Here is an 18,573-nt window from a genome sequence, read left to right on the forward strand (position 1 = left end):
ATGGAAACGGACAATCTCTCGCCGCGCGTCGTCCTGGGGCCGCTCGTGCGTTACGTGGACTCGCACCGCGCCACGTTCTGGATCGAGACGAGCGCACCCACCACGGTGACCGTCACGACGTCCGCCGGTGTCAGCGCGAGCGAGCAGACGTGGGGAGTGCACGGCCACCACTACGCCGTGGTGGCGGTGACCGACCTCGGCGACGAGGAACTGGTGGGCTACGAGGTTCGCCTCGGTGATCATCTGGTGTGGCCGCTTCCGGACCGGCGCGCCGTGGTTCACCCGTTCCGCGCCGACGGGCCGGCCACGATCGCGTTCGGGTCCTGCCGACGCGGAGACACCTACTCCGAGGACGCGCTCACCCGCATCGGCGCGGACGCTCTCGCCGGGCTCGGAAAACGCATTCGCGACGAGGACCCGTCGGAGTGGCCCGACGTCCTGGTGTTCCTCGGCGATCAGGTCTACGCGGACGATCCGTCTCCGGAAATCGTCGAGCGGCTCCACGCGCGGCGTGCCGCGGGTGAGCGCGTCGCAGGCGCGACGTCCGAGGAGATCGCCGACGAGATCTGCGATTTCGAGGAGTACACCTGGCTCTACCACGAGTCGTGGGGAGGTCAGCCCGTCCGAGAGCTGCTCGCCACCATCCCGACCTGCATGATCCTCGACGACCACGACATGCGCGACGACTGGAACTCCTCGGCCGACTGGCGTCGGGAGACCAGCAAGGAGCCGTGGTTCGACGACCGCGTCATCGGTGCGTTCTCCTCCTACTGGGTCTACCAGCATCTGGGCAACCTCTCGCCCGACGAGCTCGCGTCGGACGAGTTGTACGCCGCCGTGCGCTCGGCGTCGTCCGACCTCGAACGGGAGAAGTTGTTGGCGCAGTTCGCCCTTCGAGCCGACCGGGAGCCGAGTTCGGCCCGGTGGAGTTACCGACGAGACTTCGGCCGCACGCGGCTCGTCATGATCGACTCCCGGTGCTCGCGTGACCTCAGCCCGCAGCGGCGGGCCATGGTGGACGACGTCGAATGGGCGTGGGTCCGCGAGCAAGCACTCGACACCGACGCCTCGCACGTGCTCCTCGGATCGTCCCTGCCGTTCCTGATGCTCCCCGGACTGCACCACATCGAGGGGTGGAACGAGGCGGTCGCGCAGGGAGCGTGGGGCACACGTTTCGCCAAGCTGGGCGAGAAGCTGCGCATCGGTCTCGACCTCGAGCACTGGGCCGCGTTCGGAAAGTCGTTCGGCGACATGGTCTCGCTCGTGAACGAGATGATCACCAAGCCCAGCGCACCCAAGAGCATCGTGTGGCTCTCCGGCGACGTCCACTGCTCCTACGTCGCCAAAGCCGAGACCGACGTGCCGAGCTCGACGGCGATGTACCAGCTCACCATGTCGCCGTTCCGCAATCCGCTCGAATTGCCGGTGCGTGTGGTGAACCGGTTGGCGTTCCGTCGGCCCGTGGCCCGCGCACTCGGCCGGCTCGCGCGCGCTGCAAAGGTGGATCCGCCCAACGCGTCCTGGAGCACCGAGGCCGGACCGTGGTTCGACAACGGTGTGATGTCACTGACGACGTACGACCGCGCACTCGAGCTTAGGGTCGATCACGCGGAAGTCGTCGACGGCGAGCAAATCCTGCTTCCGACAGCACAATTGGCGTTGACGGCTGCGGGTGTCAGGACGTCCGTGCGGGCGTGACGTAGGGTCTTCCCCCGTGGACGCGACCGAATCTCCGTATCTCGTCGGCCTGAATCTCGAGGGCCGTCGCGTGGTGATGGTCGGGGGCGGAAGCGTGGCGCAACGCCGTCTTCCGCTGCTCGTCGCCTGCGGAGCGCACGTCACGGTAGTCACGCGCGAGGCCACTCCCGCTGTCGAAGCGATGGCCAGCTTCGGTCAGATCACCCTCGAGATCCGTGACTACGCCGCCGGTGATCTGGACGACGCGTGGTACGCCGTGGCCTGCACGGACGAGCCCGCCACCAACGCCGCCGTTGTCGCCGAGGCCGAACGCTCCCGCATCTTCTGCGTGCGCGCCGACATCGCCCGAGACGGCACCGCGGTCACACCCGCCAGCGCGCAGCACGACGGGTTGACGTTCGGCGTTCTCGCCGGTGGCGAACATCGGCGGTCCGCAGCGGTCCGCACCGGATTACTCGAAGCGCTGCAGTCCGGCGCGATCAGCGACTCCACCGAGCCGGTAGCGGCCGGTGTCGCTCTGGTCGGCGGGGGACCGGGCGATCCCGACCTGATCACCGTGCGCGGTCGGCGGTTGCTCAGCCGCGCCGACGTGGTGGTCGCCGACCGGCTCGCACCGCCCGAGCTGCTCGCCGAACTCGGACCCGACGTCGAGGTGATCGACGCGTCCAAGATTCCCTACGGCCGTTTCATGGCCCAGGAGGCGATCAACGACGCTCTCGTCACCCACGCCCGAGCCGGCAAGTTCGTCGTCCGGCTCAAGGGCGGCGACCCGTACGTGTTCGGACGCGGATACGAGGAACTCGAAGCGTGCACGGCGGCCGGCGTCGCCGTGACGGTGGTTCCCGGCATCACCAGCGCGATCTCGGTGCCGTCCGCGGCCGGGGTTCCGGTGACGCATCGCGGCGTGACCCACGAGTTCGTCGTCGTCAGCGGCCACCTTGCGCCCGACCACCCCGATTCGCTGGTGGACTGGCCCTCGCTCGGGCGTCTCCGCGGAACCATCGTGCTGATGATGGCCGTCGAGCGGATCGGTGCGTTCGCGGACGTGTTGATCGCCAACGGACGGCCCGGGCAGACGCCGGTGGTGGTCGTGCAGGAGGGAACCACCCGCTCGCAACGGGTGGTTGCCGCAGATCTGGGCACCGTCGCGGAGCGCGTCGCCGCCGAGAAGGTGCGCCCTCCGGCCATCATCGTGATCGGTCCGGTGGCCGGGTTCGGGCGAGACGCCCAGTAACGTCTACTTTCGTGTCCGATTCCCCTGCGCCGCCCTCGCCCGCCGTGACGTACCCCGTCACGACCCGAGCCTTCGGTCTTGCGATCATCGCTCTGAGCGGGATGCAGATGATGGCCGTGTTGGACGGAACCGTCGTCAACCTCGCGCTCGCGCCGCTGCAGAACGAACTGAGCCTGTCCGACGCGGGACGCAACTGGGTGGTGTCGTCGTACGTCCTGGCGTTCGGCGGACTGATGTTGCTCGGTGGTCGCCTCGGGGACGCCTTCGGCCGCAAACGCATGTTCCTCACCGGGGTCGCCCTGTTCACGCTCGCCTCCGCCGCGTGCGGTCTGGCGCAGGACGAGGGCATGCTGATCGCAGCACGCGTGATCCAGGGGGCAGGCGCCGCCGTCGCGTCCCCGACCGCGTTCGCTCTCGTGGCCACGACCTTCGCGCCCGGCCCGGTGCGCAACCAGGCCATTGCCATCTATGCGGCGATGACCGGCGTCGGCTCGTTCTCCGGGCTGATCATCGGCGGCGCACTCACCGAGGTGTCGTGGCGGTGGATCTTCCTCATCAACCTCCCGATCGGTCTACTGATCCTGATCCTCGGCTCGAAATCCTTGGTCGAGACCCGATCCGAACGAGCCCCCCTCGACGTGCCCGGTGCGGTGCTCGCCACCCTGGGCTCGTTCGGCGTCGTGCTGGGTCTGGTCGAAGGCCCGGAACGAGGATGGACCGACACGCTGGTCCTGTCCTCGATCGCGATCGGTCTGGTGCTCGTGGGGGCCTTCCTCCTCGTCGAGCGCACCGCACGCAACCCGCTGCTGCCGTTCTCGCTGTTCCGCGACAGAGACCGAGTGGCCACTTTCGTCGCCATCTTCTTCTCCGGTGCCGCCCTGTTCTCGATGACGGTCATCGTCGCGGTGTTCGTCCAGGAAGTGCTGGGGTACAGCCCGCTGCACGCCGGCCTGTCGTTCATCCCGTTCGGCGGCGGTATGGCACTGGCGGCGGTCCTGTCGTCCTGGCTGGCGCCGCGTCTCGCGCCGCGCTGGATCATCGCCGCCGGCGCCCTCATCACGTGTGGCTACCTGATCTACGCGTCGACGCTCGGGGTCGACGCCCAGTACTGGACCAACCTCTTCCTGCCCATCGGCGGCATCGGCTTCGGCGTCGGACTCGCGGTGATCGCGCTGCCGCTGTGCGCGATCGCGAACGTCGACCCCGACAACATCGGACCGCTCACGGCCATCTCGCTCGTCGCACAGAACCTCGGCGGCCCGATCGGGCTCGCGGTGGTGTCCGCGATGGCGGTGGCCAAGACACTCTCGCTCGGGGGTACGACCGGTCCCGCCGCCTCGATGACCGACGCGCAGATCGTCGCACTCGGCGACGGTTACACGTTCGGCTTGCTCGGCTGCGCCGTGCTCGCCGTGGTCGCGGGACTCGCGGCGCTGCTCATTCGCTACACCCCCGCTCAGGTGGCGCAGGCCAAGGCCGCCCAGGACGCCGTCACTCAGTAAGAACGACGACCTCGGTCGCAGACGCCACCTCGACGCGCAGTCCCGCCTTGGAGGCCACCTGTGCCACGGCCCGCGCGTCGGTCGGCTCGGCCCGCGTCACGGTCAGCGCACGAGCGAGCAGACCCTTGTGATGTTTGTTGAAATGACTGACGACAGAGCGTGATCCGTCGGGATGTTCGGTGAGCACGGTGGCCGTGACAGCACCCTCGATCGGTCCGAGCTGTTGGTATGTGCCGGAGCGCAGGTCCACGACCAGACCGTCCGCCGCGGCCGCGATCGCGTCGGACAGCTCGGGCTTCCACAGCGACCGGAGAGTGGGCAGCCCGGGCAGGGTCGAACCGCCGGAGAGTCGATACGCCGGAACGGGATCCGACGCCCGTACGGCACCGAACAGCGCCGAACCGATGGCGATCCGCGCGTCGGCCCGAGCTCGCTGAGCATTGGTGAAGCCTGCGGCGTCCAGCGCTTCGTAGAGAACGCCGGTGTAGCGCGCCAGCGCCGGTGACGTGGGGGAGGAGAGCAGCAACGCGTTGCGCTCGATCTCGAACAGCTGCTTGCCGCTGATGCCGAGTGCGGAGCGCGACGCGTCCACGTCGGCCGACAGCGCCACCAGCGCGTCGACGAGTGTGCGCCGGATCGGGGTCAGCTCGGTCAGCCACAGCCGGTCGAGATCGAGGGGACCGCCGCGTCCTCCGTCGGACTTGGTTTCGGAGGGTGGGAGGAGAACGAGCACGGGCGGCAACGCTACCGACTGCCGCTGCCACTAGAATTTCGGCCTGTGATCACCCGCCTGTCCCATCTGTTCCTGCGCACTCTCCGCGACGACCCCGCCGATGCGGAGGTTCCGAGCCACCGGCTTCTCGTTCGAGCCGGTTACGTCAGGCGGATCGCGCCCGGCGTCTACTCGTGGCTGCCGCTGGGACTGAAGGTGTTGCGGCAGGTCGAGCGCGTCGTGCGCGAAGAGATGAATGCGATCGGCGCACAAGAGATTTCGCTGCCGGCCCTGCTGCCGCGCGACCCGTACGAGGTCACCGATCGCTGGACCGAATACGGGCAGAGCCTGTTCCGCCTGAAGGACCGCAAGGGCGCGGACATGTTGCTCGGCCCCACCCACGAGGAGCTGTTCGCCCTGACGGTGAAGGGTGAGTACAGCTCGTACAAGGACCTGCCCGTCACGCTGTACCAAATTCAGACGAAGTACCGCGACGAGGAACGCCCTCGTGCCGGAATCCTGCGTGGCCGCGAGTTCGTGATGAAGGATTCGTACTCCTTCGATCTCGACGAGGCCGGCCTGAAGACCAGCTACCACGCGCACCGCGAGGCGTACCAGCGCATCTTCGCCCGCCTCGGGGTCAAGTACGTGATCGTCGCCGCAACGTCCGGCGCCATGGGCGGAAGCGCATCCGAAGAATTCCTGGCCGAGAGCGAGATCGGCGAGGACACCTACGTACGGTGCCTCGAGTCGGGATACGCGGCCAACGTCGAGGCCGTGGTCACGCACGCACCGGAGTCGACGCCGGTGGACGGCCTGCCCGAGGCCACCGTGTACGACACCGGCAACACGCCCACCATCGCGACCCTGGTCGACTGGGCCAACTCTGCTGACCTCGGGCGCACCGTGACCGCCTCCGACACCCTCAAGAACATCCTGCTGAAGGTTCGCAACCCCGGTGGGGAGTGGGAACTGCTGGCGGTCGGTGTTCCCGGAGATCGTGACGTGGACGAGAAGCGTCTCGAGGCATCCCTCGAGCCCGCCGAGTTCGAGATGATCGGTGACGCCGAGTTCGCCGCGAATCCGTTCCTGGTCCGAGGATACATCGGCCCGAAAGCGTTGCAGGCCAACGGCGTTCGCTATCTGGTCGACCCTCGGGTGGTCAGCGGCACCGCGTGGATCACCGGCGCCGACGAGAAGGGCAAGCACGTGGTGGACCTCGTGGCCGGCCGCGACTTCACCCCCGACGGCACCATCGAGGCCGCCGAGGTCCGCGACGGCGACATGTCCCCAGACGGCGCGGGCCCCCTCGTGGCGGCGCGCGGAATCGAGATCGGGCACATCTTCCAGCTCGGCACCAAGTACACCGACGCCTTCTCGGTCGACGTGCTGGGCGAAAACGGCAAACCTGTTCGGCTGCTGCAGGGTTCGTACGGTGTGGGTGTCTCGCGCATGGTCGCGGTCATCGCGGAACAGATGCACGACGAGAAGGGCCTGCGCTGGCCCGCCGCCGTCGCTCCGTTCGACGTGCACATCGTCATCGCCAACAAGGACGCCGGCGCGCGCGAAGGCGCGGAAAGCATTGCTGCCGAGCTGGATTCGCGCGCCGTGGAAGTGGTTCTCGACGACCGGCCCAAGGTCTCTCCCGGCGTGAAGTTCAAGGATTCCGAGCTCATCGGTGTCCCGCTCATCGTGGTGATCGGCCGCGGATGGGCCAACGGGACGGTCGAGCTGAGCGATCGATTCACCGGCGAAGTGCGGGAAGTGCCGGCCGACGCGGCTGTGAGCGAGGTTCTCGCCGCGATCGGCAGACCGTCGTGACCGACGAGTGGGTCGGCGTCGACGAGTTCCTCGACGACACCTTCGGTGCACCTGCGCAAGAGAAGTTTCTCGGCATCCTCGCGCGCATGGTCGATGCCCGGAGAGTGCTCGTGATCGGCGCGGTGGACGGTCGGTCGACGCACTCGCTCGCGCGAGCGATCGGTTCGAAGGGCCGAGTCGTCTCCCTGGTGGAGCAGCCCGAGCTCGCGACGTCGCTGCGTTCCGACCTGGCCGCCGCCGGTGTGGGCGAGCGTGTGGACGTGGTCGTCGGCCCACCCGTCACGACGCTGCACGGCGTGCGCACCGACGACGATTCGTCCTTCGACATCGTCCACATCGGCGCGGTCGACGAGCACGCCACTCAGTACGTCGAGTGGGCGCTCGTACTGGGTCGACCGGGGACGGTCCTGGTGCTGGACGGCGTCGTCCGGCGCGGCGACGTACTTCGACCGGACGCAGACGATCCCACGGTTCGCGGCGCGCGCGAGGTGCTCGCACTGCTCGCCTCGCACCCCAAGCTGGACGCGTCCGCTCTGCAGACCGTGGGCCGCGCCGGTTGGGACGGTTTCGCTCTGGCTTTGGTCGTCGAATAACCCAAGTCGTCGAATAACCCAGTTCGTCGAACAACTCAGTTCGTCGAGAACGTCAGGGCTGACCGGGAAACGGCACCGTCGCCGGCTCGGTCCCCAGAATGGCGCGCCAGGTCGCGGCGCGACCGGCTGCCTCGGTCAGCGCCGTCACTCCGACACCGCGGGTGGCGTCGGATCGACTGCGTTCGATGACCGACCGCCACGCGGTCGCGGTGTCCACCTCGACCTGCGCCGCCAACTGCGCGGCCGACACCGGGTCGGACACGGGAAACGGAACCGAGTAGCCCGCCGCGGATTCGGGTGCGGTGACGCTCGCCGCCTTCAGTGCGTCCAATGTCGAATCCCGCCGTGCTCGGTGCGCCGCCGCACACGCGCTGACCAGGTCGGCGCGATTCGGATTGGAGAACGCGGCCACGAGTCCGTAGGCGAAGACCGCTGCGTACTCCGCGTTCAGCGCGTCGATCAACGACTGCTGTTCCGGTCCCGGCCCCTGGCTGCTCACGCCAGCACCACCGACACGTGCACCGAACACGCGGCGCTGATGGACCCCAGCAGTCCTGCCCGGTATCCGGACAGCGAGCGGGCGAGGTTCGCCGCACTGTCGGACGACGCGGTCAGACTCGCGCGTAGTTCGTCCAGTGTGGGCGGCGGGGCGGTCTCGGTCGACGGGGCCGCGCCGGTGGTGGTGGCGGCACCCGATGTGGACGGCGGCGGCGTGAGCCGGGCGACCTCGGCGGCCAACGCATCGGCGTGTGCGGTGCGCTCGGCAGTCACGACACCGAGCGCGCCGACGAGGTCGGGGCGTGCCAGGGCGACCGTGGCAGCGTCGGATGCATCCGTCCGGGCGCGGCTCACCTCGGCGAGCAGTGCGTCGGGAGTGACCGCTGCGGGCTGGTCCTTCGACCCGCATCCTGCCGATGCGACGACGACGGCGGCTCCACCCGCGAGCCGCAACAGGGCCCTTCTGGACAACGACGGAGAGGGGGTGGGCGATCGCACCCGCTCATCGTGCCAGGTGTCTGCCGTCTCCTCGTGGATGGTCACCGGCGGCCTGTCGCCGCGCTATCCTTGTTCTTCCGGTTCCGCCACGTCGGGCCGGAATCCATGTCGCCGACAGCGGTTCCCACAACTGAACGAGGAGCAGATTCACGATGCCGGTTCCATCCAGGGAGAGGGTCGTCGAACTCCTCGCGGGCCGCGAAGTCATGGACGGCTTCGATCTCGAAGACGTCACCGTGTCCCGAGCAGGTGCCCACAGTGTCGTGAAGGTGATCGTCGACCGCGACGAAGGTGTCGAACTCGACGCCGCGGCCGACCTCAGCCGCCGCATCTCCGACGTTCTCGATTCGCTCGACGAGTTCGGGAACGCTCCGTACAACCTCGAGGTGACCACGCCGGGCGTCGACCGTCCGCTCACGCAGCCCCGGCACTGGAGACGCTCCCGCGGTCGATGGGTCGCGCTCGAGATCACCGGCGAATCCGGCGACGTCGACGAGGTGCAGGGACGCGTCGGCGCTCTGTCCGACGACGAGCAGACCGTCGACCTCGTCGTGCGGTCGAAGACCGGACCGTCGGTTCGCGCGATTTCCCTGTCGTCGGTGCGCAGTGCCGTGGTGCAGGTGGAGTTCCGGCCGCCCAATCGCGAGGAGTTCGAACTGGCCGGCGGGGTCGCGCCGGGACGCTTCGACCCACTGAACCCGCCCGACGAGCCCGACACGGAAGCCGAAGGCGACGACACAGAAGAGGAGACGGACAAATGAATATCGACATCACCGCCCTGCGCGCCATCGAGGCCGACAAGGGCATCACCATCGACGCCGTCATCGAGACGATCCAGTCCGCTCTGCTGACGGCGTACAGGCACACCGCCGGTCATGCGTCCAACGCGTACATCGACGTCGACCGCAAGTCCGGCAAGGTGCGCGTCATGGCTCGGGAGATCGACCAGGACGGCAACCTGGTGTCGGAGTGGGACGACACTCCCGAAGGTTTCGGGCGCATCGCCGCGACCACCGCACGGCAGGTCATCCTGCAGCGTCTGCGCGACGCCGAGAACGAGCGCAGCTTCGGCGAGTTCTCCACCCACGAGGGCGAGATCGTCGGCGGCGTCATCCAACGCGACGCGCGGGTCAACGCCAAGGGGACCGTCGTGGTCCGGATCGGAACCGACGCCGACGGAGTCGACGCCACGATCCCGCCCGCCGAGCAGGTGCCGGGGGAGACGTACGAACACGGCGAGCGCATCAAGTGCTACGTGGTCGGTGTGGCGCGTGGCAACCGCGGACCACAGGTGACCCTCTCGCGCACCCACCCCAACCTGGTGCGCAAGGTTTTCGCGCTCGAAGTTCCCGAGATCGCCGACGGTTCCGTCGAGATCGTGGCCGTGGCCCGCGAATCCGGACACCGCTCGAAGATCGCCGTGCGGTCCACGATCCCCGGCCTCAACGCCAAGGGCGCGTGCATCGGGCCCGTCGGGCAGCGCGTTCGCAACGTCATGAGCGAGCTGGGCGGAGAGAAGATAGACATCATCGACTACGACGACGATCCGGCGCGGTTCGTCGGAAATGCACTGTCACCGTCGAAGGTCGTCTCGGTCACCGTCGTCGACGAGGACGCTCGCGCAGCACGCGTGGTCGTTCCCGAATACCAGCTTTCGCTCGCCATCGGCAAGGAAGGGCAGAACGCCCGCCTGGCTGCGCGACTGACCGGGTGGCGCATCGACATTCGGAGCGACGCGGCGGCCGCGGACACGGCGTCCGCCCCGCGCGGCTAGGGGTGGAATTGTTCGAACCCGCCTCGGCAGCGCTAGAGTGGTCAATGGCTCAGCACGAACTCTCCGTGTCCTCCACGTCCGAACCGGCCATGCCGGTGCGTATGTGTGTCGGGTGTCGAGAGCGCGAGTTGATATCCGAGCTGGTGAGAATCGTGGCTCGTGGCGACGCGAACAACGTCGCTGCGGTGATCGACGCTCGTCGCAAGTTGCCGGGGCGTGGTGCATGGATGCACCTGCGGCCCGAATGCCTGCACCAGGCGGAGCGGCGTCGAGCGTTCGGGCGAGCTCTACGCGTGTCGGGATCGATCGACACGTCGGAGCTGACCCGGACCATCGAGTCGGCAGAACGGATCGGCACCGAGTCGGTCCACGAGGAGAACAGGTACACGAATTCATGAGCACACCGTGAAGCGTCGTCGATGATCGTCCATCGGAGTTAACCCGAGGTCGTGCGGGCCCCTGCACCAGGAGCCACGCTCGACCTCTCAGTGAGGAGAGCAGTGGCAGGCAAGGCCCGCGTGCACGAGTTGGCAAAAGAACTCGGTGTCACAAGTAAAGATCTACTCGCACGGCTCAAGGAGCAGGGCGAGTTCGTGAAATCGGCGTCGTCGACGGTGGAAGCACCCGTCGCACGTCGCCTCCGGGAATCGTTCCCTTCGTCGGCCCCCGCCGACGGCACCCCCGCAGACAGCAACCCCGCAGCGGGCAAGAGCGGCAACGGCCGCGCGGCATCGAACGGTGCCTCCACCGCAGGCCCCAAGCCCGGCGCACCGCGTCCGGGTCCGAAGCCCGCCGCTGCTCCGGAGCCCGCGGCTCCCGAGACCGTGACGCCGGCTCCCGAGCCCGCGCAGCCGGCAGCAGTCGACACACCCGCAGCACCGCCGGTCGCGCCGCAGGAACCCGCCGCACCCGCGGCGGAGGCACCCGCAGCGCCGCAGGCTTCGGCACCGGCGCCCTCCAAGCCGGGAGCACCGGGACCCAAGCCGGGTCCCAAGGCACCCCGTGTGGGCAACAACCCGTATTCCTCGGCCCCGGTGGAGCGTCCCGCTCCGCGTCCGGCGCCGGGTCAGGCCCCGCGTCCCGCAGCAGGTCGTCCGGCCCCCGGTCAGGGAGCCCCGCGTCCCGGCGGTACCGGAGCACCTTCCGGAACGGGTCGTCCGCCCGCAGGTCAGGGCGGTCCCCGTCCCGGCGGCCCTCGCCCCAACCCCGGCTCCATGCCTCCTCGCCCCAACCCCGGTGCCATGCCGTCGCGTTCCGCGCGACCGGCACCGGCAGCCGGTGGCCGTCCGGGTCGTCCGGGCGGCGCTCCCGGCGGGCGTCCGGGTGGCGGAGCCCCCGCAGGCGGCGGCTACCGCGGTGGCGGCGGAGCGCCCGGTGCTCCGGCAGCCGGCGCACCCGCCGGTGGTTTCCGCGGTCGTCCCGGCGGCGGTGGTCGTCCGGGTCAGCGCGGAGCGGCAGCAGGAGCGTTCGGTCGTCCCGGCGGTGCAGTCCGTCGTGGTCGCAAGTCCAAGCGGGCGAAGCGCGCCGAGTACGAGTCCATGCAGGCGCCCGCCGTCGGCGGCGTTCGGCTTCCTCGCGGCAACGGTGAGACCATCCGTCTCGCCCGCGGCGCGTCGCTGTCGGACTTCGCGGACAAGATCGACGCGAACCCGGCCGCCTTGGTGCAGGCCCTGTTCAATCTGGGCGAGATGGTGAACGCAACTCAGTCGGTCAACGACGAGACGCTGGAACTGCTTGGCAGCGAGATGAACTACGTCGTGCAGGTCGTCAGCCCGGAGGACGAGGATCGCGAGCTTCTCGACTCGTTCGACCTCACCTACGGCGAGGACGAAGGCGGCGAGGACGAGCTCGAGCAGCGTCCGCCGGTCGTCACCGTCATGGGTCACGTCGACCACGGCAAGACGCGACTGCTGGACTCGATCCGTAACGCCACCGTGCGTGAGGGCGAGGCCGGTGGCATCACGCAGCACATCGGTGCCTACCAGGTGCTCACCGAGCTCGAGGGCAACGAACGCCTCGTCACCTTCATCGACACCCCGGGTCACGAGGCCTTCACGGCCATGCGTGCTCGTGGTGCCAAGGCGACCGACCTCGCGATCCTGGTCGTCGCGGCCGACGACGGCGTCATGCCGCAGACGGTCGAGGCAATCAACCACGCGCAGGCGGCCGACGTGCCGATCGTGGTGGCGGTCAACAAGATCGACAAGGAAGGCGCGAACCCGGACAAGATCCGGCAGCAGCTGACCGAATACGGTCTTGTCGCCGAGGAGTACGGCGGCGACACCATGTTCGTCGACATCTCCGCCAAGCAGGGCACCAACATCGATGCTCTCCTCGAAGCGGTGCTGTTGACGGCCGACGCAGCGCTCGACCTGCGTGCCAACCCGGACATGGACGCACAGGGTGTCGCCATCGAGGCGCACCTCGACCGTGGTCGCGGTCCGGTGGCAACGGTTCTCATCGCTCGCGGAACGTTGCGTGTGGGTGACTCGATCGTCGCCGGTGACGCGTACGGACGTGTTCGACGCATGGTCGACGAGCACGGCAACGACGTCATCGAGGCACTGCCGTCGCGTCCGGTGCAGGTCATCGGTTTCACCTCGGTGCCCGGCGCAGGCGACAACCTCCTCGTCGTGGACGAGGACCGCATCGCACGCCAGATCGCGGACCGCCGCAATGCGCGCAAGCGCAACGCCATGGCCGCGAAGTCGCGCAAGCGGATCAGCCTGGACGATCTCGACGCCGCTCTGAAGGAGACGTCGCAGCTCAACCTGATCCTCAAGGGCGACAACTCCGGCACGGTCGAGGCCTTGGAAGAGGCTCTGGTCGGCATCGCGATCGACGACGAGGTCGAACTTCGTGTCATCGACCGCGGCGTCGGTGGTGTCACCGAGACCAACGTGAACCTGGCGTCGGCGTCCAACGCGATCATCATCGGCTTCAACGTCCGTGCCGAAGGCAAGGCGACGGAGCTGGCGAACCGCGAGGGTGTCGACATCCGGTACTACTCGGTGATCTACCAGGCCATCGACGAGATCGAGAAGGCCCTCAAGGGCATGCTCAAGCCGGTCTACGAAGAGGTCACGCTGGGTCAGGCCGAGATCCGCGCGCTGTTCCGCTCGTCGAAGGTCGGAAACATCGCCGGTTGCCTCGTCACCTCGGGCATCATGCGTCGCAACGCGAAGGCCCGCCTGCTGCGCGACAACGCGGTGGTTCAGGATCTCGTCACCATCTCCTCGCTCCGGCGTGAGAAGGACGACGCGACAGAGGTGCGCGAAGGCTACGAGTGCGGCCTCACGGTGACCTACTCCGACATCAAGGTCGGCGACGTCATCGAGGCGTACGAGCTTCGCGAGAAGCCTCGCGATTGATTCCGATCGGGGGTGCGGGCGCAGTGACCACTGTGCCCGCACCGCCCCGGTTCGCGTCCCGTCCGTTCGCACGACACGCGTGAGGAGCAGCCCATGTATCTCGGTGCCCTCGAGCTCGACGTGTTGCTCGGCGACGTACATTCCCTGAAGGAAAAGCGATCGGTGGTCAAACCCGTCGTGGCGGCGTTGCTGAAATTCGGCGTGTCCGCGGCGGAAACCGGTGAGCAGGAGCGCTACCGACGGTCGATGATCGGTGTCGCTATAGCGACGAGCGATGTGGAGCATCTGCATCGCGTGCTCGACACGTGCGAGCGGCACGTGGCCGAGCGGCCGGAGCTCGACCTGCTCGCAGTGAGGCGGCGGGTGTTCGGTCCGGAAGACTGACACCCGCACACGACGACGAAGAGGAGTTCGACCGTGGTTGACCAGGCCAGGGCACGCAAGCTTGCCAAGCGGATCGGCACCATCGTGGCGACCGCGATCGACCACGAGATCAAGGATCCGCGACTGAATTTCGTGACCGTCACCGACACCAAGGTGACGGCCGATCTGCACGACGCCACGGTCTACTACACCGTCCTCGGGGAGACGCTCGACGCCGAACCCGATTTCCAGTCCGCCGCACAGGGACTGGAGAAGGCCAAGGGCGTTCTGCGGTCGAAGGTCGGCGCCGGAACCGGTGTGCGCTACACCCCGACCCTGACCTTCGTCGCCGACACCGTTCCGGACACCGCGCGGCACATGGAAGAACTGCTCGCACGGGCCCGCGAGATCGACAACAAGGTCGCCGAGACGGCGGCAACCGCCACTCCTGCAGGCGATCCCGATCCGTACCGCGTGCCACGTTCCGATACCGACGACGCCGACGACTGAGCGCAGCGCATGACCGAGACCACCCCGGCGTCGGACACGGCCGCGGCCATCGACCTGCTGAGCAACGCTGACTCCGTAACGGTGCTCTGCCACGTCCAACCGGACGCGGACACGATCGGCAGCGGACTGGCGTTGGCACTGGCTCTGGATCGACAAGGCAAGAGCGTGCAGGTGGCCTTCTCCACGCCGGCCGAACTGCCGGAGTCCATGCGCGAGCTCCCCGCCCTCGAGTTCCTGGTTGCTCCGCGTGACGTGCGCTCGGAGGTCGACCTCGTCGTGACCGTCGACTGCGGCAGCCGTGGCCGCCTCGGCACGCTGGGGGAGCGGCTGGACCATGCCCCGAATTCTCTGGTCATCGACCACCACCGGTCCAACACCGAGTACGGCACCGCGCACCTGATCGACCCGGCTGCCGAATCCACCACCGCCGTCATCGCCACCCTGCTCGACGACTGGAACGTCGACATCGACGCCGACATCGCGCACCTCCTGTTCGCCGGCCTCGTCACCGACACCGGATCGTTTCGGTGGGTGCGTCCTGGATCGCACGCGCTCGCCGAGAGGCTGTTGTCGACCGGTATCGACGGCGCCGCCATTGCGCGTCGCCTCCTCGACACCCACCCGTTCGGGTGGCTCCCCATGCTCGGCAGCGTCCTGGGATCGGCTCGCCTGGTGCAGGACGCCGCAGGCGGACAGGGCCTGGTGTACGCCGTCATCAGGACCGAGGATTCCCGCGGCCTGAGGTCCGAGGAGATCGAGAGCGTCGTCGACATCGTGCGCACCACCGCCGAGGCGGAGGTGGCCGCGGTGTTCAAGGAAGTCGAGATCGGATGGTCCGTCTCCCTGCGCGCGAAGAGCACCGTCGACGTGTCCGCGGTCGCGACCTCGCTCGGGGGCGGAGGTCACCGGTTCTCCGCCGGGTACACGGCCACCGGCGACATCGACACCAACATCACCGCGCTCGTCGCCGCTCTTGGCTGACGCATCCGCGACCGCTGACGTCTCGGCGCGAGCCCTCTTCGGTCTGGCGCTGCCGGCGCTCGGCGTTCTGGTCGCCGAACCGGTCTACCTCCTCATCGACGCCGCGGTGGTCGGGCGTCTCGGCGCGGAGGCGTTGGCCGGACTCGCCGTGGGCGGCATCGTTCTCGCGCAGGTCGGCTCGGCTCTGACGTTCCTGTCCTACGGCACCACGTCACGCGCGGCTCGGCTGCACGGTGCGGGGCGCGATCGGGACGCCGTCGTCGAAGGCGTACAGGCCACGTGGCTGGCCGCCGGAATCGGTCTGGTGCTGCTCACCGTGGTCCAGGTGTTCGCGTCGCCCATCCTCGCCGTGATCGGGGGCGGGGGAGAGATCTCCGCGGAGGCCGAGCACTGGCTTCGGATCGCCGTCGTCGGCGCGCCCCTGATCTTGATCACGTTGGCCGGCAACGGGTGGATGCGCGGGGTGCAGGACACCGTCCGGCCGCTGCGGTACGTCGTGACCGGCGTGGTGCTGTCCACCGCGCTGTGTCCGGTGCTCGTGTTCGGCTGGTCCGTCGCCCCCGAGCTGGGCCTCGAGGGGTCGGCCGTGGCGAACGTCGTCGGACAGTTCGTCGCGGCGACACTGTTCGTGTCCGCGTTGTTGCGTGCGCGTGTGCCGCTCGGAGTTCGGGTGCAGGTGATGAAAGCGCAGCTGGTGCTCGGCCGGGACCTGATCCTGCGCACAGCGGCCTTCCAGGTGTGTTTTCTCTCGGCGACGACGGTGGCAGCGCGGTTCGGCGCCGCCGCGGTGGGAGCCCATCAGCTCGTGCTGCAGCTGTGGAATCTGGTGGCCCTGATCCTGGATTCGCTCGCGATCGCGGCGCAGGCGTTGATCGGAGCCGCGTTGGGCGCCTCCCACGGTGACGTGGTGATGTCCCTGGCGCGCCGGGTCACGCTGTGGTCCACCGCCGCGGCCGTCGCGTTGGCGGCAGCGTTCGCTGCGTCCTACCCGGTGCTGCCGGGGGTCTTCACCGACGACCTCGGAGTGCAGGACGAGATGCGCGGAATCTGGTGGTTGTTCGTCGCCATGATCCCGCTCGCGGGTGTGGTGTTCGCACTCGACGGTGTTCTCCTCGGTGCGGGTGACGCGGCGTTCCTGCGAACGGCCACACTGGTGGGCGCTCTGTTCGGATTTCTCCCCTTCGTCTGGCTGTCGCTGACGCTGCAGTGGGGACTCGCCGGAATCTGGGTGGGGTTGGCGGTGTTCGTCATTGTCAGGTTGATAGCGGTCACCGCACGGACCGTGTCCGGCCGCTGGATCACGGAGGGCGCGGACAACCGTGCTCCTACGAAGAACGAAAGGTCGTGAGTGTGCCAGCCAAGCTCTGGGCAGTCAGCGATATCCACATCGGTCACAACGGCAACAAGCCGATCACCGAGGGGCTCGAACCCGAGAGCCCGGACGACTGGCTGATCGTCGCCGGCGACGTCTCGGAGAAGACAGACGACATCAAGTGGGCGCTCGGCATGCTGGCCGAGAAGTTTCACACCGTCATCTGGGTACCGGGCAATCACGAGCTCTACACCACGACCAAGGACCCGGTCCAGATGTACGGCGTCGCACGGTACGACTACCTGGTCTCGATGTGCCGAGAGCTCGGCGTCATCACGCCGGAGGACCCGTTTCCGGTCTGGACCGGGGAGGTCGGCCAGTCGGATTACAGCGGGCAGGCCGGAGGCCGGTCGGAGTACAACGGTCCGGTCACCTTGGCGCCGTTGTGTGTGCTGTACGACTACACGTTCCTTCCCGACGGTGCGACAGGAAAGACGGACGGCCTCGCGATAGCCCGCGAACGCAACGTGGTCGCGACGGACGAGTTTTTGATCAAACCCACGCCCTACGCGACCATGGACGCCTGGTGTGCGGAGCGACTCGAGATCACCCGCCGGCGGCTCGACGAGCTCGACCCGTCGATCCCGACGGTGCTGATCAACCACTTTCCGTTGGTGCGGCAACCCACGGACGTCCTGTTCTACCCGGAGTTCGCGCTGTGGTGCGGCACGGTGCACACCGCCGACTGGCACACCCGCTACAACGCGCTCTGCGCGGTGTACGGACACCTGCACATCCCGCGAACCACCTACTACGACGGTGTCCGATTCGAGGAGGTGTCCGTCGGCTACCCACGCGAGTGGAAGCGACGGGGACTGCCGAATCCTGTTATGCGGCAGATTCTTCCGGTGCCTGAGTACCCGCCGGGCACGTTGAACAAGTTCGGTGGGCACTTCACGGTGACGCCGGAGATGGAAGCAGAGGTCGAGAAGATGCGCGCGTCCGGAGGTCGACTGCGGTGATCGAGAAGATTCTGCCGAACGTCGTGGTGGCGGAGGAACTGTTCGCCGATCCGCCCGGGCTGAGCCCCCACCCCCGCGAGGAACACCTCATCGCCAAGGCCGTCGAGAAGCGGCGCCGCGAGTTCGTCTCCGCTCGCCACTGCGCGCGCCAGGCGATGACCCGCCTGGGAGTCGACCAGGCGCCGATTCTGCGGGGCGAGATGGGGTCGCCGCAGTGGCCGTCCGGCGTGGTCGGGAGCCTCACCCACACCGACGGATACCGGGCGGCCGCCCTGGGACACGCCTTGGCCGTTCGGTCGATCGGTATCGATGCCGAACCGCACGAGGCACTCCCCGACGGCGTCCTCGGCGCGGTCAGCATCGAGCAAGAGCGCACCTGGCTGTCGAGCGTGTCCGACGACACGGTGCACTGGGACAAGTTGCTGTTCTGCGCCAAGGAGGCCACCTACAAGGCCTGGTTTCCGCTGACGGGCCGGTGGCTGGGGTTCGAGGACGCGCACATCACGTTCGAGAAGGACGCCTCGACCGGCGACGACGACATCACCGGAACCTTCCACACCGACCTGCTGATTTCCGGTACGACCACCAGTGGCCCGCCGCTGAGCTCGTTCGACGGGCGGTGGGTCGTGTCACGCGGTCTCGTGGTGACTGCGATCACCGTTCTCTAGGCAATGGCACAATCGT

The 18,573-nt window shown here is 68.2% G+C and carries 18 protein-coding genes; 15 read left to right on the forward strand and 3 right to left on the reverse strand.

Features of this window, described 5'->3' with window-relative positions:
* Genes AC59JP_RS04285 through AC59JP_RS04295 form a run of 3 tightly spaced genes read left to right on the forward strand, consistent with a single transcriptional unit; the run spans nt 1 to nt 4,434 of the window.
* Complete coding sequence (locus tag AC59JP_RS04285; protein WP_497324373.1) at nt 1–1,698, forward strand: alkaline phosphatase D family protein; 1,698 nt, start codon at nt 1–3, stop codon at nt 1,696–1,698.
* A gap of 16 nt (nt 1,699–1,714) precedes the next feature.
* Nucleotides 1,715–2,932 carry a uroporphyrinogen-III C-methyltransferase gene (gene cobA / locus AC59JP_RS04290; RefSeq protein WP_497324374.1) on the forward strand — a complete coding sequence of 406 codons (1,218 nt, stop codon included), beginning with the start codon at nt 1,715–1,717 and terminating at the stop codon, nt 2,930–2,932.
* 11 nt (nt 2,933–2,943) lie between these two features.
* Complete coding sequence (locus AC59JP_RS04295) at nt 2,944–4,434, forward strand: MFS transporter (protein WP_497324375.1); 1,491 nt, start codon at nt 2,944–2,946, stop codon at nt 4,432–4,434.
* Here the strand turns inward: AC59JP_RS04295 and yaaA are convergent.
* Complete coding sequence (gene yaaA / locus AC59JP_RS04300) at nt 4,424–5,167, reverse strand: peroxide stress protein YaaA (protein ID WP_497324376.1); 744 nt, start codon at nt 5,165–5,167, stop codon at nt 4,424–4,426. The genes AC59JP_RS04295 and yaaA overlap by 11 nt on opposite strands.
* A 45-nt stretch (nt 5,168–5,212) precedes the next feature.
* Between yaaA and AC59JP_RS04305 the strand changes: the two genes are divergently transcribed.
* Nucleotides 5,213–6,967 (forward strand): proline--tRNA ligase, encoded by a 1,755-nt coding sequence (locus AC59JP_RS04305; protein WP_497324377.1) that lies wholly within the window; start codon nt 5,213–5,215, stop codon nt 6,965–6,967.
* Nucleotides 6,964–7,560 (forward strand): O-methyltransferase, encoded by a 597-nt coding sequence (locus AC59JP_RS04310; protein ID WP_497324378.1) that lies wholly within the window; start codon nt 6,964–6,966, stop codon nt 7,558–7,560. The genes AC59JP_RS04305 and AC59JP_RS04310 overlap by 4 nt, the downstream gene beginning before the upstream one ends.
* A 52-nt stretch (nt 7,561–7,612) precedes the next feature.
* Here the strand turns inward: AC59JP_RS04310 and AC59JP_RS04315 are convergent, their stop codons facing one another.
* Both AC59JP_RS04315 and AC59JP_RS04320 read right to left on the reverse strand, forming a co-directional pair.
* Nucleotides 7,613–8,059 carry a ferritin-like domain-containing protein gene (locus AC59JP_RS04315; protein WP_497324379.1) on the reverse strand — a complete coding sequence of 149 codons (447 nt, stop codon included), beginning with the start codon at nt 8,057–8,059 and terminating at the stop codon, nt 7,613–7,615.
* On the reverse strand, nt 8,056–8,556 hold the full coding sequence (locus AC59JP_RS04320; protein WP_497324380.1) for a hypothetical protein: 501 nt from the start codon (nt 8,554–8,556) through the stop codon (nt 8,056–8,058). Before AC59JP_RS04320 ends, AC59JP_RS04315 begins: the two co-directional genes overlap by 4 nt.
* A gap of 152 nt (nt 8,557–8,708) precedes the next feature.
* Between AC59JP_RS04320 and rimP the strand changes: the two genes are divergently transcribed.
* From rimP to AC59JP_RS04370, 10 genes are all read left to right on the forward strand, one after another.
* The gene (rimP, locus tag AC59JP_RS04325; RefSeq protein ID WP_497324381.1) at nt 8,709–9,317 is read left to right on the forward strand and encodes a ribosome maturation factor RimP; all 609 of its coding nucleotides are present in this window, start codon (nt 8,709–8,711) and stop codon (nt 9,315–9,317) included.
* Nucleotides 9,314–10,330 (forward strand): transcription termination factor NusA, encoded by a 1,017-nt coding sequence (gene nusA / locus AC59JP_RS04330; protein WP_497324382.1) that lies wholly within the window; start codon nt 9,314–9,316, stop codon nt 10,328–10,330. The genes rimP and nusA overlap by 4 nt, the downstream gene beginning before the upstream one ends.
* Before the next feature lie 44 nt (nt 10,331–10,374).
* Nucleotides 10,375–10,728 carry a YlxR family protein gene (locus tag AC59JP_RS04335; RefSeq protein WP_497324383.1) on the forward strand — a complete coding sequence of 118 codons (354 nt, stop codon included), beginning with the start codon at nt 10,375–10,377 and terminating at the stop codon, nt 10,726–10,728.
* Nucleotides 10,729–10,830: 102 nt separating this feature from the next.
* Nucleotides 10,831–13,701 carry a translation initiation factor IF-2 gene (gene infB / locus AC59JP_RS04340; RefSeq protein WP_497324384.1) on the forward strand — a complete coding sequence of 957 codons (2,871 nt, stop codon included), beginning with the start codon at nt 10,831–10,833 and terminating at the stop codon, nt 13,699–13,701.
* Nucleotides 13,702–13,794: 93 nt separating this feature from the next.
* Nucleotides 13,795–14,085 (forward strand): DUF503 domain-containing protein, encoded by a 291-nt coding sequence (locus tag AC59JP_RS04345; protein WP_497324385.1) that lies wholly within the window; start codon nt 13,795–13,797, stop codon nt 14,083–14,085.
* A gap of 33 nt (nt 14,086–14,118) precedes the next feature.
* Nucleotides 14,119–14,574, forward strand: a complete 456-nt coding sequence (rbfA, locus tag AC59JP_RS04350; RefSeq protein WP_497324386.1) for a 30S ribosome-binding factor RbfA — start codon at nt 14,119–14,121, stop codon at nt 14,572–14,574.
* A 9-nt stretch (nt 14,575–14,583) separates the two neighbouring features.
* Complete coding sequence (locus AC59JP_RS04355; RefSeq protein WP_497324388.1) at nt 14,584–15,555, forward strand: DHH family phosphoesterase; 972 nt, start codon at nt 14,584–14,586, stop codon at nt 15,553–15,555.
* Nucleotides 15,548–16,903 carry an MATE family efflux transporter gene (locus AC59JP_RS04360; protein WP_497324389.1) on the forward strand — a complete coding sequence of 452 codons (1,356 nt, stop codon included), beginning with the start codon at nt 15,548–15,550 and terminating at the stop codon, nt 16,901–16,903. The genes AC59JP_RS04355 and AC59JP_RS04360 overlap by 8 nt, the downstream gene beginning before the upstream one ends.
* Nucleotides 16,904–16,905: 2 nt before the next feature.
* Nucleotides 16,906–17,889: a metallophosphoesterase family protein gene (locus AC59JP_RS04365; protein ID WP_497324869.1), complete on the forward strand. Its 984-nt coding sequence runs from the start codon at nt 16,906–16,908 to the stop codon at nt 17,887–17,889.
* Nucleotides 17,886–18,557 carry a 4'-phosphopantetheinyl transferase family protein gene (locus AC59JP_RS04370; protein ID WP_497324390.1) on the forward strand — a complete coding sequence of 224 codons (672 nt, stop codon included), beginning with the start codon at nt 17,886–17,888 and terminating at the stop codon, nt 18,555–18,557. Before AC59JP_RS04365 ends, AC59JP_RS04370 begins: the two co-directional genes overlap by 4 nt.
* The last annotated feature ends 16 nt before the right edge of the window (nt 18,558–18,573 follow it).

Source organism: Rhodococcus sp. 320_ES (assembly GCF_059691855.1).

Bases quoted from the DNA above. Each gene is read 5' to 3' on its own strand.
- rimP (WP_497324381.1), top strand. From the start codon at position 8,709: ATGCCGGTTCCATCCAGGGAGAGGGTCGTCGAACTCCTCGCGGGCCGC.
- nusA (WP_497324382.1), top strand. From the start codon at position 9,314: ATGAATATCGACATCACCGCCCTGCGCGCCATCGAGGCCGACAAGGGC.
- AC59JP_RS04335 (WP_497324383.1), top strand. From the start codon at position 10,375: ATGGCTCAGCACGAACTCTCCGTGTCCTCCACGTCCGAACCGGCCATG.
- AC59JP_RS04285 (WP_497324373.1), top strand. From the start codon at position 1: ATGGAAACGGACAATCTCTCGCCGCGCGTCGTCCTGGGGCCGCTCGTG.
- AC59JP_RS04355 (WP_497324388.1), top strand. From the start codon at position 14,584: ATGACCGAGACCACCCCGGCGTCGGACACGGCCGCGGCCATCGACCTG.
- AC59JP_RS04345 (WP_497324385.1), top strand. From the start codon at position 13,795: ATGTATCTCGGTGCCCTCGAGCTCGACGTGTTGCTCGGCGACGTACAT.